This window comes from Nocardia sp. NPDC051911, from assembly GCF_040681035.1.
Classification (GTDB): Bacteria; Actinomycetota; Actinomycetes; order Mycobacteriales; family Mycobacteriaceae; genus Nocardia; species Nocardia sichangensis.
In genome coordinates, this window is the sequence record NZ_JBFAXY010000003.1 from 229,647 (window position 1) to 244,866 (window position 15,220).

15 protein-coding genes and 1 pseudogene are annotated in these 15,220 nt (G+C 66.2%); 11 read left to right on the forward strand and 5 right to left on the reverse strand.

Features of this window, described 5'->3' with window-relative positions; translation table 11 throughout:
• Position 1 precedes the first annotated feature (1 nt).
• Together AB0L97_RS05730 and AB0L97_RS05735 are read left to right on the forward strand one after the other, a co-directional pair.
• Positions 2–1,372 carry an FAD-dependent monooxygenase gene (locus AB0L97_RS05730; RefSeq protein ID WP_364425595.1) on the forward strand — a complete coding sequence of 457 codons (1,371 nt, stop codon included), beginning with the start codon at positions 2–4 and terminating at the stop codon, positions 1,370–1,372.
• Positions 1,373–1,654: 282 nt separating this feature from the next.
• Positions 1,655–2,284 (forward strand): annotated as a pseudogene (locus AB0L97_RS05735) (recombinase family protein); the annotation flags it as partial.
• A gap of 22 nt (positions 2,285–2,306) precedes the next feature.
• Here AB0L97_RS05735 and AB0L97_RS05740 read toward each other — a convergent pair.
• Positions 2,307–3,266 carry a site-specific integrase gene (locus AB0L97_RS05740; protein ID WP_364425597.1) on the reverse strand — a complete coding sequence of 320 codons (960 nt, stop codon included), beginning with the start codon at positions 3,264–3,266 and terminating at the stop codon, positions 2,307–2,309.
• A gap of 356 nt (positions 3,267–3,622) precedes the next feature.
• Here AB0L97_RS05740 and AB0L97_RS05745 point away from each other — a divergent pair, with 356 nt between their 5' ends.
• Complete coding sequence (locus tag AB0L97_RS05745) at positions 3,623–4,108, forward strand: hypothetical protein (protein ID WP_364425599.1); 486 nt, start codon at positions 3,623–3,625, stop codon at positions 4,106–4,108.
• On the opposite strand, the gene AB0L97_RS05750 is transcribed toward AB0L97_RS05745, so the two are convergent.
• On the reverse strand, positions 4,099–4,431 hold the full coding sequence (locus AB0L97_RS05750; protein ID WP_364425601.1) for a hypothetical protein: 333 nt from the start codon (positions 4,429–4,431) through the stop codon (positions 4,099–4,101). The genes AB0L97_RS05745 and AB0L97_RS05750 overlap by 10 nt on opposite strands.
• Positions 4,432–4,816: 385 nt before the next feature.
• Here AB0L97_RS05750 and AB0L97_RS05755 point away from each other — a divergent pair, with 385 nt between their 5' ends.
• A complete protein-coding gene (locus AB0L97_RS05755; protein ID WP_364425603.1) occupies positions 4,817–5,875 on the forward strand; it encodes an NAD-dependent epimerase/dehydratase family protein in 1,059 nt (352 codons plus the stop codon).
• On the opposite strand, the gene AB0L97_RS05760 is transcribed toward AB0L97_RS05755, so the two are convergent.
• The 3 genes from AB0L97_RS05760 to AB0L97_RS05770 are packed head-to-tail and all read right to left on the reverse strand — an operon-like array spanning position 5,859 to position 8,945.
• Positions 5,859–6,902: a HAMP domain-containing sensor histidine kinase gene (locus AB0L97_RS05760; protein ID WP_364425605.1), complete on the reverse strand. Its 1,044-nt coding sequence runs from the start codon at positions 6,900–6,902 to the stop codon at positions 5,859–5,861. The two genes, AB0L97_RS05755 and AB0L97_RS05760, sit on opposite strands and share 17 nt — an antisense overlap.
• Positions 6,895–7,605 (reverse strand): response regulator transcription factor, encoded by a 711-nt coding sequence (locus AB0L97_RS05765; protein WP_364425607.1) that lies wholly within the window; start codon positions 7,603–7,605, stop codon positions 6,895–6,897. Before AB0L97_RS05765 ends, AB0L97_RS05760 begins: the two co-directional genes overlap by 8 nt.
• Positions 7,606–7,610: 5 nt before the next feature.
• Positions 7,611–8,945, reverse strand: coding sequence for a hypothetical protein (locus tag AB0L97_RS05770; RefSeq protein ID WP_364425609.1), 1,335 nt, complete (start codon positions 8,943–8,945; stop codon positions 7,611–7,613).
• Positions 8,946–9,081: 136 nt separating this feature from the next.
• Between AB0L97_RS05770 and AB0L97_RS05775 the strand changes: the two genes are divergently transcribed.
• The 7 genes from AB0L97_RS05775 (at position 9,082) to AB0L97_RS05805 (ending at position 15,144) form a co-directional block, all read left to right on the forward strand.
• A complete protein-coding gene (locus AB0L97_RS05775; RefSeq protein ID WP_364425718.1) occupies positions 9,082–9,741 on the forward strand; it encodes a glycosyltransferase in 660 nt (219 codons plus the stop codon).
• Entirely contained in the window at positions 9,738–10,427 is a 690-nt protein-coding gene (locus AB0L97_RS05780) for a DUF2064 domain-containing protein (RefSeq protein ID WP_364425611.1), read from the forward strand. The genes AB0L97_RS05775 and AB0L97_RS05780 overlap by 4 nt, the downstream gene beginning before the upstream one ends.
• Positions 10,424–11,080: a methyltransferase domain-containing protein gene (locus AB0L97_RS05785; RefSeq protein WP_364425613.1), complete on the forward strand. Its 657-nt coding sequence runs from the start codon at positions 10,424–10,426 to the stop codon at positions 11,078–11,080. Before AB0L97_RS05780 ends, AB0L97_RS05785 begins: the two co-directional genes overlap by 4 nt.
• On the forward strand, positions 11,077–12,345 hold the full coding sequence (locus AB0L97_RS05790; protein WP_364425615.1) for a molybdopterin-dependent oxidoreductase: 1,269 nt from the start codon (positions 11,077–11,079) through the stop codon (positions 12,343–12,345). The genes AB0L97_RS05785 and AB0L97_RS05790 overlap by 4 nt, the downstream gene beginning before the upstream one ends.
• Positions 12,342–12,746, forward strand: a complete 405-nt coding sequence (locus tag AB0L97_RS05795) for a hypothetical protein (RefSeq protein ID WP_364425617.1) — start codon at positions 12,342–12,344, stop codon at positions 12,744–12,746. Before AB0L97_RS05790 ends, AB0L97_RS05795 begins: the two co-directional genes overlap by 4 nt.
• Positions 12,747–13,205: 459 nt before the next feature.
• A complete protein-coding gene (locus tag AB0L97_RS05800; RefSeq protein WP_364425619.1) occupies positions 13,206–14,306 on the forward strand; it encodes a trypsin-like peptidase domain-containing protein in 1,101 nt (366 codons plus the stop codon).
• Between the two features lie 334 nt (positions 14,307–14,640).
• The gene (locus AB0L97_RS05805; protein ID WP_364425621.1) at positions 14,641–15,144 is read left to right on the forward strand and encodes a peptidoglycan DD-metalloendopeptidase family protein; all 504 of its coding nucleotides are present in this window, start codon (positions 14,641–14,643) and stop codon (positions 15,142–15,144) included.
• The last annotated feature ends 76 nt before the right edge of the window (positions 15,145–15,220 follow it).

Genomic DNA, 15,220 nt, shown 5'->3' on the forward strand with positions numbered 1-15,220 from the left:
TATGAAGCAGGCTGTATCCACGGATGTTTTGATCGCGGGCGGCGGATCCGTCGGGCTGATGCTCGCGGTGCTGTTGCGCCACCACGGCGTCGAGCCCCTGGTCGTCGAGGAGAAGCCGGACCTTTCGCCCCACCCCAGGGCCACCGGCATCGGGTCGCGGTCGATGGAGATCTTGCGCGAGGTCGGCCTGGATCACGCCGTCAACGAGGCTGCGGTCGACTTGCGGGCGGGCAAGATCAGAGGGCGCACGCTCGCCGAGGCCGACTTCGCCGAAGGCGTGGAGTGGAAGGCGAAGACCGCAGCCGAACTCACCTACACCCCGGCCCGGATCCGCGGCACGTGCGGTCAGAACCTTCTCGACCGCGTGCTGATCGCCAAGGCCGGCGACGTGGAGTTCGGCGTGGCGCTCGACTCCTTCGAGCAGGACTCCGGCGGCGTCACCGCGACATTGTCCGACGGGCGTGTCGTGCGGGCGCGCTATCTAGTGGGGGCCGACGGGGTGCGCAGCCGGGTCCGGCAGGTCCTCGGTGTCGGCCTCACCGGTCCCGGTGTGATGGGTCGGGAGACGACGAGTGTCCTGTTCCGCGCTGATCTGCGTCCGAGCGAGCCGTTCGCCATGTGCAATATCGAGCATCCGGACGCGACCGGCCTGCTGGTGACCGTCGACGGCGCACGCGAGTGGGTGTTCCTCACCGGCCTCGACACCGAGCCGACTCCCGAACTCATCCGCACCGCGCTCGGCGACCCGTCCATCGAAGTGGAGATCCGGAGTGTGCTTCGGTTCCGGGGACGCGGCCAGGTCGCCGATCGCCTGTCCGTCGGCCGGGTCTTCCTGGTGGGCGACGCGGCGCACGCGATCCCCCCACTGGGCGCGTTCGGGTTGAACACCGGCATCGCCGACGCCCACAACCTGGCGTGGAAACTCGCACACGTGCTGCGCGGTGAGGCCGGGCCCGAACTGCTGGAGACCTATCACGCCGAACGCCATCCGGTGGCCCTCATGACGATGGAACAGGCACGCCTGCGGTTCAACGATCCGTCCCTGCACTGGGGCAAGGACATGGCACAGGCGCGCAAGAAAGCAGGGGCGATCAACGCGCCGGTGGTGCACCTGGGCTACCGGTACGGCGGCGCGGAACTCCCCTCCACCGAGGACGTAGCCCTCGACCTCGACGGGTCCCCAGGATCTCGCCTGCCGCACATGTGGGTGGCCGACGGGGTGTCCACGCTGGATCTCGTCGGATCGCAGTGGTGTGTACTCACGGCCGATCCCGGCGTGGAGGCCGACATTCCAGTGCACCTCGTTGATAGCTGGCCATACGGGACGGTGCTGGTCCGCCCCGACGGTTTCGTGAGCAGCTCGTACAGCTAGCGCCGCCTTCGGGCAGGTGGTCGGTATATCGCGGAGGCCCTTCTTCTCCTACGCGGTGTTCAACACGCGGCCATCCCATCCCGACCGAAGTACGAACGACGTCGCTGGGCCTGGTGTTCCGTTGGCCGATCGGTCAGCGGAACACCGCAGCCGCTGCACTCCGGCCCTGGTCACGGTGTGCCGTAGAGGTTGTTCCGCGAACTGTTCCGATGAACCCCCTGCGGCACCACCCGCCGCAACCGCACCGGGCTCGACAACGCACTCGCCGCGGTCACCTCCTCCGCCGCGGTCAGTTACAAACGCCAGGTGGTGCTGACCACGGCGAAGTTCGACCGGTTCGCCCGCAACACGGCCGAAGCCAGCGAGATCCTGACCAGCCTTCGGAAGCAAGACATAGTGTTCGGGCTCGGCAACTCGATCTACGACTGGCACGACCCGTTCGGCAAGGTCTTTCTGCAAACCCTGGCCATGGTCGCCGAGTTCGAGGCGAACCTGAATCACCTGCGCACCCGCGAGGGCATGGCCAAAGCCCGCGCGAAAGGCCGGCTCAGGGGCAACAGCCGAAACTGCCTCTGGCAGCACGCAAAACAATCCTCCGCCGCTACCACGACCCGGATGACGACGCGAGCCTGGCCGACCTCGCCGAGGAATGCAGCGTCGGCCGCTCCACCATCGCATCGCCAGCGGCCCCACACCACGGACGTAGTCCCACCCGGATCGCAACATGAAAACTGCTCTCTACCAGCCGATTACGGCATATCCGCCCGATTTTCGGCGAAAGCTACCGGAATCCCTTTTCGTACTCGAAGACGACACCCACGCCCTCGTCGAGTCTGTCCTCGACTCGAGGCACCGGGCCGCTACCCCTCCAGCGTCCGTATCGACTCCCTCGTACCCGCAACAGACGCGTAGCGCGCTGTTCGGCGCCACGCGTCTACATCGCGATGTCGCCGAACAAGTCGAGCTGCTCACTGCCGGTGAGCCCGAGACGGTTAAGCGGGCGCGCCGCCGTGCCGCCGAGCAGGGCGCGGACCCGGTCGCGGTCGGGTGCTTGCTGCCCGAGGCGGGCGGCGACGACCGCGGGTGGGAGGCCTTCGCACAGCATGCGTTGTTCGGCGGTGGCGCGCAGCGTGCCGGGGGAGATGTCGAGGCCGGCGTCGGTGCCGACGGCGCGGATGACGTCGTCGACGGTGCGTACGGCCAGCCGCCGGTGCGGGGCGTGTTCGGTGAGGAACAGGGCGACCTGTTCGGGGTGGCCGCGTAGCTGGCGGCGGCGTTCGGCCAGCCAGGCGACCAGCGCGGCGCGGGTGCCCGGCTGCAAAGGGACGGTGCGCACGTTGCCGGTGGAGTCGGTGATCGCGAGGGTGCCGGGCCAGTCGGCCAGATCCAGGCCGGTCAACGCTAGGGCGGCGATCTCGGACTTCCGCGGCCCGGCGTCCAAGCCGAGGACGATCATCGCGAACGCGCGCGGCCCGCGCGCCGCGGCGGCGCGCAGCAGGGCGCGTTGCTCGGTGGGGCCGAGGGTGCGGGGGTTGATCGGCTCCACCACCCGCGGTGTGGCCGGGGCGCCCAGGCCGAGCCAGGTGTAGAAGACGGTGAGCGCGGTGAGGGTGAGATTGACGGTGCGCCCGACGATCCCGCGTTCCTCGATGGCCGCGGTGAGGTAGGCGTCGATGGCGCGGTCGCGGCCGCCGGGGGAGTGCAGGGCGTCGTCGTGGCCGCGGTCGGCCGCCAGCCAGCCCAGGTAGTGTCCGACGCGTTCGAGGTAGGTCTCCCGCGAGCGGGTGGCGAGGTCGTCGCGGTCGGCCAGCGCGGCGGCGAACCCGGCCAGCATCGGGTCGGCGGCGATCTCGATGGAGAACAGCCCTGGCATGTCCTGGCCGTTGTCGTTCACCGCCGCCCTCCATGCCGAAACCCGTTGGGTACCAGCATCGCAGCAGGCACTGACAGGACCACGGCGGAGATCAGCGGCGGATTGGGCAACTGGGGTCGCCGCTAATCTCCCATCGCGCGGGCCGCGCGGGGAATATGCGCTGCCGTGGAGCCGATCCGCACCATGTCGCCGACCTGGGGTTCGCGCTTACCCTGGGACTCGCGCAAACCCCTCTGGTGTCACTTATAGGACTCGTGCATAACTGCTGTGTGGCGTGGTCTAGGCTGCTGTCCGCTCGACGGATCTTTTCCACCACCTACCGACACCGAAAGGCGCACATAGTGGTTCGTGGAAGACTTTTCGCTTCGATACTCGCGTTGACCGCCGCTGTACTGGTCAACGCGGCCGGGCCGGCCAGCGCAACGACCAGCATATGGATCGGGAGAGCGTTCCCAGACGCACACGGCGACTACAGCTGGTGGGTCGTCGCCGAGATCACCTACGTCTGCGAACCCGGCCAGGCCAACGCCCTGTGGGTCAAGGTCGAGTCCGAACGGTTCAAAAGCCCGGAAGGCCGACCCGTCCGCATGAAAGACGAGGCCCTGGATCGGGTGACCTGTGACGGCGAATCTCGGCAGACGAAGGTCAGGGTGCCATTGGGCTACGACTACGGCGAGGGCCCGAATCGCGCAGATGCTCACGACGGCGACGGCATTGAACTCATGACGTATTACTACGATGACCGTGCGGTCGAGATCACCGCCGCGTTCGCCTACCTGCCGCCTGACGCCGAGGACATGAGCCAGGTCGAGATCCAAAAGGACACCACCGAGAACCGGACCCTGACTCTGACTCAGGAATAGTCCTCGGCCCGCCTCGGTCCGCACGGGACTGCGGCGCAGCGTGCGACCGTGGAACGCGAGAACCGGCCAGATATCCGCTGGCCGGTTCTCGTTGTGTTCGGGGACCTCAGGCGTTGAGCTACAGGAACGCGCACCGGATTCACGCCCATCCCCGCCAGGTCTCCGTCGTAGTGCTCGGCAAAGGCGGTCAGGTCTCCGCGATAGGCCCGGAGGGTGTCGGCAGGCCGGTTGGCGTTGGCCAGGTCGGTGAGGAAGTCCTCGATGTGCACCGCCATCGGCAGCACCGTCTCGTCGGTGCCGATCGCGTCGTCGATGTGGCGCACGGTCTCCCCTTTCCGAAGTTGCCCGATAACCAGGAATCGAACGGCGCGGCGCGGTCGGCGTTGCGCCAGCCGTTGGTGGGGTCGAAGTGTGCGTGTCGGCCTGACACGGACGCCTGTGTCTTCAGCAAGTTGAACACAACCTCCATACCACCGGGAGCAGGCTGGTTGTTCTTCTGAGAGAGGGTGCTCTCCAGGTCGCTCGACGGGGGATCGGTCCGCGCGGTCACCGGAGAGCCCGGCCGGAGCTGTGTAGCAGAAGTGACGAAACCGTGACGCGCCGATGGTCGAACACACTTTTGCGGCTGTCATGTGGACAGAATCACCTCATGGACGTGGATTTCGCGGGCGGAGCCCGCACGAGCAGCGTCGGCGAGGGGTGAGGCCGATGCGGATCATGCTGACCGGCGCTGCCGGATTCATCGGATCGCGGGTGCGCCGGACCTTGTCGGAGGCCGGTCACGAGGTGATCGCCGTCGATTTGATGTTGCCGTCGGCACATGGCCACGGTGCACTCGCCCCTGACGGTGTCCATCGGGTCGACGTCCGCGATCGCCGCGGCCTCGAGCCGTTGCTGCGGGGCATCGACGTGGTGTGTCACCAGGCCGCTGTCGTTGGGGCGGGAGTGAGCGTCGCGGACGCGCCCGCCTACGCCGGGCACAACGACTTGGGCACCGCGGTTCTGCTGGCCGGTATGGCGGAAGCCGGTTGCCGCAGGCTGGTGCTGGCGTCGTCGATGGTGGTCTACGGCGAGGGCCGCTACCGCAACGCGCGCGGAGAGGTTGTGGAAGCAGGGCTGCGTACTCCGGCGGATCTCGAACGCGGACGGTTCGAACATCGCTGCGCGGAGACAGGGTCAGCGTTGGACTGGGAACCGGTGCCGGAGGACGCTCCACTTCGGCCACGCAGCCTGTATGCGGCCAGCAAGGTGGCGCAGGAGAACTATGCGGCGGCGTGGAGCGCCGCCACCGGCGGCATGGCCACGGCGCTGCGCTATCACAATGTGTATGGCGACGATATGCCCAGGGACACGCCATATTCCGGTGTCGCGGCCATATTCCGGTCGGCCCTGGAAGCGGGGCATCGGCCGCGCGTGTTCGAAGATGGCGGGCAGACAAGGGATTTCGTGCACGTCACCGATATCGCGGCCGCGAATCTCGCCGCGGTCGAGCAACCGCTGCCCGGATTCTCGGCATTGAATATCTGCTCGGGACAGCCCATCACGATCGGTGAGGTCGCCGCGGTACTGGCGAGCGCCCGCGATGGCTTGCCTCCGGTCGTCACCGGCGACTTCAGGCCCGGCGACGTCCGCCATATCGTGGCCAGTCCCGAGGCAGCGCGGCGGGCGCTGGGGTTCTGTGCGCGAGTAGGGCCGCGGGAGGGGCTCGCGGAGTTCGCGTTCGCGCCGTTGCGTGCGACGACCGGGGCGCTCACACCGACGATCTGACTCGGTGCCCTGGAGAGGGCAGCCGCACTTCGAACCGGCAACCCTGTTCGCGATTGCGCGCGGTGATGTCGCCACCGTGCGCTTCGACCAGGCCCGCGGCAATGGCCAGTCCCATGCCGCTGCCTACCGGTACGCCGGCGGCGGCTACTTGCGATCGGGTGGACGCGCCCCGGTAGGCGACCTCGAAAATGCGCGGCAGATCGTTCTCGGCGATGCCCGGGCCGGTGTCGTCGACTCGCGCCCAGGCATGCCCGTCGTCGGATCCGGCCGAGATCGCCACCTGACCGCCGGGCGGGGTGTGCGCGATCGCATTCGACACGAGATTGGCCAGCACACGACCCAGGGCCCGGTCGTCAGCGGTCACCGTGATCGCGGAGTCCGGGTGCTCGGCATGGAGCGCGACCGCGGCGCGCTCGGCGGTCACGCGGTGGGCGGCGAGTACCTCATCGATGAGTTCACGCAGGTCGAGCAGCTCCGGCTCCAGCCGCAACGCACCGGCGCTGATCTTCGACATCTCGAACAGATCGTCGACCATGCCGGCAAGCCGGTGCACCTCCCGGCCGATCTGAGCGGCGTAGCGCGATACGTCGGCGCTGTCGGCCACCACGCCATCCGCGAGCGCCTCGGTCATGGCGCGGATACCCGCGAGCGGGGTACGAAGATCGTGGCTCACCCATGCGACCAGCTCACGCCTGGCATGTTCGGCGGCTCGCTCCTGCTCACGGATCTGCTTCTCCCAGACGGTCTTGCGGGCCTGCTGCCGGCCGAGCAGCACCGCCGCGGGCACGGTGACCACGGAGACGACGAGGAGCACGAGCAGGGTGCGATGCAGTTCGGCGGTGAACATCAGACCACTGACCACGGTCATACCAGCCAGCGCCGAGAGAATCGGGACCAGAACCAGCACGACCATGCTGCTGGTCAGCGACCGCTTGCCCGCCGCGCGCAGCAGAATCGCGCCGAGCAGGACCACCGGCACCGAACCGGCCGCGGTGAACAGGATAATGTGCGCCGTCGACTCATCCATGCGAAGCCTCGCGCTCGTCACCGGCGCGTTTCCACGCGTAGCCGCGTCCCCATATGGTGTCGATCCGGTGCTGGTCGCCGAGCTTGGCACGCAGTCGTTTGACGTGCACGGTGACCGTGGACAGATCGCCGAAGTCCCAACCCCACACCCGTGCCAGCAGATCTTCGCGGCTGAACACCGTACCCGGATGCCGGAGCAGAAAGTCGAGCAGGTCGAACTCACGCGGGGTCAGGTCCACCGCCACACCGTCGACGGTCGCGAATCGCGCCGCGGGGCGCACCTCGATGCCGCCGTCGCGCAATATCGGTTGGCCAGAGGTCACCGGAAGCCGGGACCTGCGCAACACCGACGCCACCCGCAGCGCGAGTTCGCGTGGGCTGAACGGTTTGGTCACGTAGTCGTCGGCGCCCGCTTCCAGCCCGAGCACCCGATCCTCTTCTTCGCCGAGCGCGGTGAGCAGAATGATCGGCATGTCCGGATGCGCCCCGGAGCGAACGGACCGGCAGATGTCGATGCCGTCGGGGGCAGGCATCATCACGTCCAGCACCGCGAGCTCGACCTGCTCGGTGTCGTCGCGGCGGGCCAGCGCCGCCGTGGCGCTTGCCCCGTCGGCGGTCTCGATCACGGTGAGGCCGTCGCGTTCGAGGTAGCGGCGCACCACCTCCCGCACTACGGGGTCGTCGTCGGCGACAAGTATGCACATGGCGATCACCAATTCGTCAGGATCAGATGGACCAGCAGCAACGTGCCCACCGCTTGCACCGTAAGCCAGATCCGGACCGACGGCCCGGGCAGGAAAGCGGTGCCTGCGAGCAGCCACACGTCGAACGGCAGCCAGATCCGCTCGGTCTCGGCCTTGCTCAAACCGCTGGCGTCGGCGAGGAGGACAGCGCACAACCCGGCGACCACCAGCAGCGCAGCCGGGTCCCTCGAGCGCCACCGGGCCAGCACGCCCGGCATCGCCGCGACGGTGGCCAGACCGACAGCGCACACGGTGGCGGCGAGATTTCCCCACCACCAGTAGCCGAACGGCCGCTCGGCGGCGATTCCCTGATAGTAGCGCTGAACCACCGAGTGGTATCCGTCGAGCCACCAGAACCCGGCGGCGGTGAACGCCAGAGCCACCCCGAGCGCACCCCCGAGCGCGGGAAGAAGCGGCCGCACCGTCCGACCGGCGATGAGCACGGCCGCAGCCGGAAAAGCCATGAGCACCAGCCCGTAACTGAGATACGCGCCGAGGCCGAACAACACTCCCGCCCCGACAGCAGCCGCCACGCGGCCGGAACGGGCCGCGACAGCGAGCAATGCGACAGCCCATGCGGTCGCAGCGGCGAAAACCGCGTCGGCCGATACCGCGATCCACAACGCCGCGGGCGCGAGCACGAGGAACGGCAACGTTGCCCGCGCGCGTGCCCGAGCACCGAGCGCGTCCAGCGCGACAGCCACGGCGATCACCGCACTGCACCCGATCAGCAGACAGGCCCATGCCGCCGATGTCCCGCCACCGAGTCCGGCCCGCTCCAAGAGCACGAAGAACAACAGCGCCCCTGGAGGATGGCCAGAGACGTGCGTGGTCCACGAGTCAGGCTGGAAGTCCAGAATTCGTCCCGAGAACCCGCGAAGCATCGCGGCCAAGTCGGTGACCCCGGGAACCTCGTACAGGTACTCGTTGCGATCCATCAGACGCTCGGTGAAACCCCGCTGCCATCCGTCGATCAGCGCCAGCGACAGCGCCCAGCACACCGACGCAGCGTAGGACGCACCCAGCAGCCGCCGCCACGACAACCGGGCCGCGACCGCAGGACCGGACGTGACGATCGCTCCGGCTAGCAAGATCGCCGGGACGGTGCCCCATCCAACGTGTGGCAGCCATACGCCGAAGATCGGGGCCGCCCCCGCGTAGAGCGAGCGGCGCCATTGTTCGCTGAAAATTCGCGGAATGATGAACGCTGCGGCAACCAGCGCGCAGGCGGCACCGCCGGCGAGTACATCGCCGCGCAGGCGGACCGCATGGCCCCGTGCGGCTTCGGTGAGATCGTGCACAGAGGTCACCATAGGCTCGCGCGATTCCCGGATCAGCGGAGAAGGGAAGCGATTCGCATAACGTCAGAGTTTCGTCACGAGTTTCGAGGCCCTCCGACGCGTCCTTGCGCCTAGCGTCGGCACGGTGACCCAATCCATGGACGAGCGAGACGGAGTGACCGTCGTCATCCCGTGCCGCGACGAAGCTGAAGCGTTGCCCGGCGTTCTGGCGGCCATTCCCGGCAGCTACCGAACGTTGGTTGTCGACAACGGATCCACCGACGCCACCGCGGCCGTCGCCCGCGCGGCGGGAGCCCGGGTGATCGCCGAACCACAGCCCGGATACGGCGCCGCGGTTCAAGCGGGTATTGCCGCGGCGCAGACCGAGTTGATCGCGGTCCTCGACGGAGACGGCTCGATGGACCCCGCCGAATTGCCGATGCTCGTAAGGGCGGTGCTGGCAGGCGCGGACCTCGCGGTCGGCCGACGCAAACCCGTCCACCCTGGCGTCTGGCCCTGGCACGCACACCTCGGCAACCGGATAATCGCCGGTCGATTGCGCCACAAATATCGTGTGCCGGTCCACGACATCGCCGCGATGCGAGTCGCACGACGCTCTGCGCTGCTCGCGCTGGGCCCGCTGCACACCCGCTTCGGCTACCCGCTGGAACTACTCATCGGTGCGGCGCGAGCCAATTGGCGAATAGTGGAAAAGGACATCACATACCGGCCACGAGCCGGTGGCGCGTCGAAAGTATCCGGCTCTTTGCGCGGCTCGGTGCGTGCCACGGCCGACTTTTGGGCGGTCCTGAAATGAGACGGCCGACAACCGTAGCGGCGACGCTGCTGGTACTGGCGAAGGCGCCGGTCGCCGGATTCGCCAAAACACGTCTCACACCGCCACTCACATCGCACGAGGCCGCTGACCTCGCCGCAGCGTCGTTGCTCGACACGCTCGACGCCGTGCTGCGCAGCAACGTCGCACACCGTGTTGTCGCCCTGACCGGCGACCTGACCGCAGCGGAGCGCCAGGGCGAACTACGGCAACTGCTGACCCGGGTCCAGGTCCTGCCACAGCGCGGCCGCACCTTCGGAGAGCGACTGGCCAACGCGCACGCCGACGCGGCCCGGGCCGCACTGCCAGTGCTGCAGATCGGCATGGACACACCGCAGATCGGCGCCGATCAACTGACCTGCGCCGCAGGCGAACTCGTCGACACCGAAGACGCCGTCCTCGGCCCAGCCACCGACGGCGGCTGGTGGGCCCTCGGTTTGCCCACACCGCAGCCCGCGCGCGCCCTGATCACCGTGCCGATGTCGACCCAGCGCACCGGCCTGCTGACTCGAAAGGCCGTGCGAGAATGCGGACTTCATGTGCGCACGCTGCCCACCCATTCCGACGTCGACCTGTTCGAAGACGCCCTGCGCGTCGCCGCGTCCACTTCAGGACAGTTCGCCGAGACGGTGCACCGCCTACGCGGCCGACACTTGGCGATCCGATGAGCGGAGTGTTCGACCGGGCACTTACCGGCGCCGAATGCTGGATCCGTGCCGGGGACGGAACCCGACGCGCGTTGCCGACCCGACGGTGGCTGAACTCCTCCGACTCTGCCGACCGTCGTGCCGACACCGCCCTGACCCGAGAGTGCGACGGGCCGACGATCGACCTCGGCTGCGGACCAGGGCGACTGGTCGCCACGCTGCTGCGGCGCGGCGTCATCGCCCTCGGCGTGGACATCTCCGCCACGGCCGTGGCGATCACGCGAGGTCGCGGCGCGCCCGCCCTGCAGCGCGATCTGTTCGGACCGCTGCCCGGCGCCGGACGATGGTCTTACGCGCTGCTGGCGGACGGCAACATCGGCATCGGCGCCGATCCTGATCGTTTGCTGCGCCGAGTCGGTGAACTGCTCGCGAGCGATGGGGTCGCCGTGATCGAATTCGACCGTCCCGGTAGCGGTATGGTCACCCAGCGTATACGCGTGGAGACCGCGACCTCGGCGGGGCCGTGGTTCTCGTGGACCCGGGTCGGCGTCGAGTACGCCGAACCTCTGGCCGGGGCCGCGGGCTTCCGGGTGCGCACGACAGTCGAGGTGGCTGGGCGACACATTGCTTGGCTAGACCGCGACAGGACCACCGCAGCGGCGGCGCTCGCATGACCGCACGCGACTCCGCCGAGCAGCGACCGCACGAATCTACTAGCGGCAGTGAGCGTTTCAGCCCCGGACCACGCGGGCCGGAACTCGCCGGCCGGGTCGGTATCCCACTCGGCATCACGATCCTGATCTGCTTCACGACCGGTCTGGTCAGCCACTGGATCCAGCATCCACCGATCTGGTTCTGGTGGCCCACGCGACCCGTGTGGCTGTACCGGCTCAGCCAGGGCGCGCACGTCATCGCCGGAGTCGTCGCCATTCCGCTGCTGCTGGTGAAGCTCTGGGCGGTCTATCCGAGGCTGTTCCGACGACCGAACCTGCGATCGCCCCTGTGGATCGCCGAACGTGGATCGATCGGCTTGCTGGTGGGATCAGTCGTATTCCAACTGTCGACCGGGCTTGCGAACATCGCGCAGTACTATCCGTGGAGATTCTTCTTCCCCACAGCGCACTATGCGATGGCATACGTCGCGATCGGGGCCCTCGCAGTGCATCTGGCGGTGAAGCTGCCTGTGCTGCGCGACGTGTTGAGCCGCCCGCTCGATTCGTCGGCCGATGCGGCATCCGACGTGAGTTCAGCACAGTCGTCAGCGCCCGCATCACTATCGACCAATGACTTCTCCGCGGCGAAAGCACGTGACAATCCGATCGCAGTCGGTCCCGCGACCGACGTCTCCCGTATTTCCCGCCGTGCGGTCCTGAACGCGGCATGGGTTTCCGCGACAGTCGGCGCGCTGGCGATATCGGGCCAGACTGTCCCATTCCTGCGCTGGACCGCGATCCTCGCGCCCCGTAGCGGAGAAGGACCGCAAGGTGTTCCGGTCAACAGATCAGCGGCTGCGGCCGCGGTCGCCGATCTCGCACGCGATCCGGGCTACCGGCTGGTCATCACAGCAGGTAACCGGGTACACCAGTTCACTCGAGAGGAATTGGCCGCCTTACCGCAAACCAGCGCCCGACTGCCGATCGCGTGCGTCGAAGGGTGGTCGGCATCCGCCTCTTGGTCCGGTGTCCGGCTGCGCGAGCTGCTCGCCGCGGTCGGTTACAGCGGGGGAGACGTGCGCTTCGATTCCCTCGAAGCCGGTGGAATCTATCGAAGCTCGGTCCTGCCCGCGCATCATGTCATCGACCCGGACACGCTCGTCGCGCTGACGCTGAACGGGCAAACGCTCGACCTCGACCACGGCTACCCGTGCCGTCTCATCGCGCCGAACCGACCGGGCGTGCTGCAGACGAAATGGCTTTCCCGAATAGAGGTGCTGTCGTGATCACCGCCGCACGGGCAGCCTTACTCGTAACAGGCATCGGGCTCGGCTGGTACGGCATCACCGCACTGCTGAGCTTCGCCCCCGCGGAGCTGCTGTCCGTCGTGGCGTGGTTCTGCGGCGGAATCCTGCTGCACGACGCCGTCTTCGCTCCACTGTCGGCGGCCATCGGACTCGGCGCGAGACGAATACTCCCCTCTGGCTGGTGGGCGCCCGCAGCGTGCGGCGCCGTATGCACCGTCACGCTCACCGTGATCGCCGCGCCAGTTGTCGGCCGTCGACACGCGATGCCCGACAATCCGACCGTGCTGGATCGCGCCTACCTGCTCAACTTGACCGCCGCCCTGGTCGTCGTATGGTCGCTGGTCGCCGTCATCCTGCTATTACGCCGATGCTTGCGATGATCTCGATCCAGTACGCCGTTTCTCAGCCGGGGCTGCGCTCCAGAAAGCAGCTTGGACAGACTCGGACGACCGGATGGGAAGGGCAGCAGGCCGTGGCGACGGGACTTTGCGAAGGCTGGCTTCCCGTGAGTACTCGACTACCTACTTAGATTCGCCAGCCTGTCGAACGGCACGCAGTGTGACCGCGTCCGGCCAGAGGCGCCGTCGCGCTCGGCGACTGACACTGCGTCATCGGGTGGTCCGCAGGCGCGATTTCGAGTAGTCGAGTACCCGACTCATTGGATATTGACTGATTCATACTATTGCTGAGAAGTAGCCACAGCTGGAATGGCATAGAGAGAATTGTACGTACGGATCGACTTTGTGACATCTGTGATTTGTTTGCGAGTTCCTGGCATCCGCCGTTGGCGCAGACTGTAGAAGAAGTGAATCACTGAAGCGGTGTGATAGGAGGATGGCATGAGAACATGCACGCCCAAGCAGGGGCCGGAGCGGCAATATATGGGGATGGACGAGCTGGCAAGTGCGGAGCCTATTCCTGCCACTATGGATATACCCGCCGACATGGCGGATATATTGAAACCCGAATCAGGATTCTATGTGCAGTCGGCGCATAAGCCGAAGATGGATTTCTTGGTCGAGCATGTGGCTGGGTCGGTCGACATGTGGCGGATTACCGAATCTACGGACAACGAAGAGAGGTTGCGTACATCGATTCCCGTCCTGGATCAAATCGAACTTTCTCCCAAGGATTTCTCTGCTCTCCCGCAAGCCGACAAGACTCGCAGTCAGAGTCGGCGTCCTCCATGGATGGCGCAATATTTTCTCCCAAGACTTGCACCTTTCCGCATTGATGAGGTCCGGTCACGCTTGCTCCCAACGCGCACATTCTTGGAGCCCAAGGCTTATGAGGCGACGAAGCGGCTTGAGTACCCATGGTGCACGGTCGGCTACATACACTGGGAGAAATCTGGCAAAAAAGTCCGGGCATCCGGCACTCTGGTCGGCTCGAATCTGGTCCTCACTGCTGGGCACGCCTTGCCTTGGGGTGACTCGAGTTGCTCAATCGAGTTCATCCCTGCCTACAGTAAACAAGCAAACGTTGTCGCGCCCTACGGAAGCTCGTACGTTAAATCCTTCACGGGTTACCCGCCTACCACGCCTTTCACTGCAACAGGGTATGACTACGCCGTTTGCGAGCTCTACAAGCCGGTTGGCGATGCACTGGGCTGGATGGGTGTCGAGTGGTCTCCCAACGAAAGCTATTATTTGGGTCGCCAATACAATTCGTCTGGGTATCCGGTGTCGTTCGCCGGCAGGCCAGCGGTTGAATTCGGCCTGAAGATTGTCGATATCGACAGCGATAGTCCGGGAATCGAACTCGAAACCGACTTGTACCTTGATTCGAATGTATATGGAGGATGGTCGGGCGGGCCGCTCTGGTATTACGACGGCGCAGACCCGATGATTGTCGGCACAGTGTGTGGCCACGAGCAAGACGTCTTCGATCCCGAAAGAGTCGTTCACTCGGGAGGCAAAGCCATGTTTGATCTAGTGTAGTGCAACTGCAGCGACGGGCGACGCCGCGAGGGCTCGCGAACGATGCGGGAGGCGGATCATTGTCTCTGGAATGCAAGGCCAGTGCACGCCGACGGTAGGCATTTTCTCAATGCAGGTGCCCCGTGAAAATTTTCGAGTAGTTCAGTACACAGGCGTATGGGGCCGACTGGTGCGAGAATCCCAGAGGGAACAGTTTCGCAGGCGTCCTCGGAGAAAGGACCGCAAAATGTGCGGAAGCGTAAATGTCACGGGTGCACTGGACATCTATTTCGAGTGCCCTGTGGATCCAGGCCAATATGTGGGAAGCGCGGGTGGTCCGAATACGGGAGGTCACGTGCCGCCGGATTGGTTCATCCAGTACGGAATGGACCTCAAAGGCAAGCCGGGCGCGAAAGTATATGCGGCGTTCGACGGCACCGTCAGTGCATACAAGCCACACGCTCCTGCCGACGACACCCCCAAAATATTCGGTGCCCAAATCTTCATCAGATATCCCTACCCGGCCGGGCAGATGGGTGGCTTCTACACCCACATCACCGGTGTGCCGAGCGCCATCGCTGTCGGCAAGGAAGTGTCACGCGGGGACTTCCTCGGAAAGATAATCGACCGGGGACCGGCCAGCCATCTACACCACGCCGTGATGGAGTATGTCAGCGGCGCAAAGGTCGGCGTCGACCTCTACAGCTTCTACCTGGCTCTGCAGACCACCTACTCGGCGTACGCTTTGCCCGTTCGCTTCAAGCAGGATGGCAACCCTCCAGAAGTCCTATGGCCAATTCGGCACGACGAGCAGGCCGCCAACAAAGCCAAGGAACCAGCTCAGCGCTACCAACCCTGAGCGAGTACAGAAGCCGACAGCCACACTGAGGCGTTTGATTTGCAGTCGATCTCTCTCGTACGCGCGACTATCCGTG

What these genes read in the sequence shown, in the direction of transcription:
- AB0L97_RS05800 (WP_364425619.1), top strand. Translation starts at nt 13,206, where the DNA reads ATGAGAACATGCACGCCCAAGCAGGGGCCGGAGCGGCAATATATGGGG.
- AB0L97_RS05785 (WP_364425613.1), top strand. Translation starts at nt 10,424, where the DNA reads ATGAGCGGAGTGTTCGACCGGGCACTTACCGGCGCCGAATGCTGGATC.
- AB0L97_RS05780 (WP_364425611.1), top strand. Translation starts at nt 9,738, where the DNA reads ATGAGACGGCCGACAACCGTAGCGGCGACGCTGCTGGTACTGGCGAAG.
- AB0L97_RS05755 (WP_364425603.1), top strand. Translation starts at nt 4,817, where the DNA reads ATGCGGATCATGCTGACCGGCGCTGCCGGATTCATCGGATCGCGGGTG.
- AB0L97_RS05765 (WP_364425607.1), bottom strand. Translation starts at nt 7,605, where the DNA reads ATGTGCATACTTGTCGCCGACGACGACCCCGTAGTGCGGGAGGTGGTG.
- AB0L97_RS05760 (WP_364425605.1), bottom strand. Translation starts at nt 6,902, where the DNA reads ATGGATGAGTCGACGGCGCACATTATCCTGTTCACCGCGGCCGGTTCG.
- AB0L97_RS05775 (WP_364425718.1), top strand. Translation starts at nt 9,082, where the DNA reads ATGGACGAGCGAGACGGAGTGACCGTCGTCATCCCGTGCCGCGACGAA.
- AB0L97_RS05790 (WP_364425615.1), top strand. Translation starts at nt 11,077, where the DNA reads ATGACCGCACGCGACTCCGCCGAGCAGCGACCGCACGAATCTACTAGC.
- AB0L97_RS05730 (WP_364425595.1), top strand. Translation starts at nt 2, where the DNA reads ATGAAGCAGGCTGTATCCACGGATGTTTTGATCGCGGGCGGCGGATCC.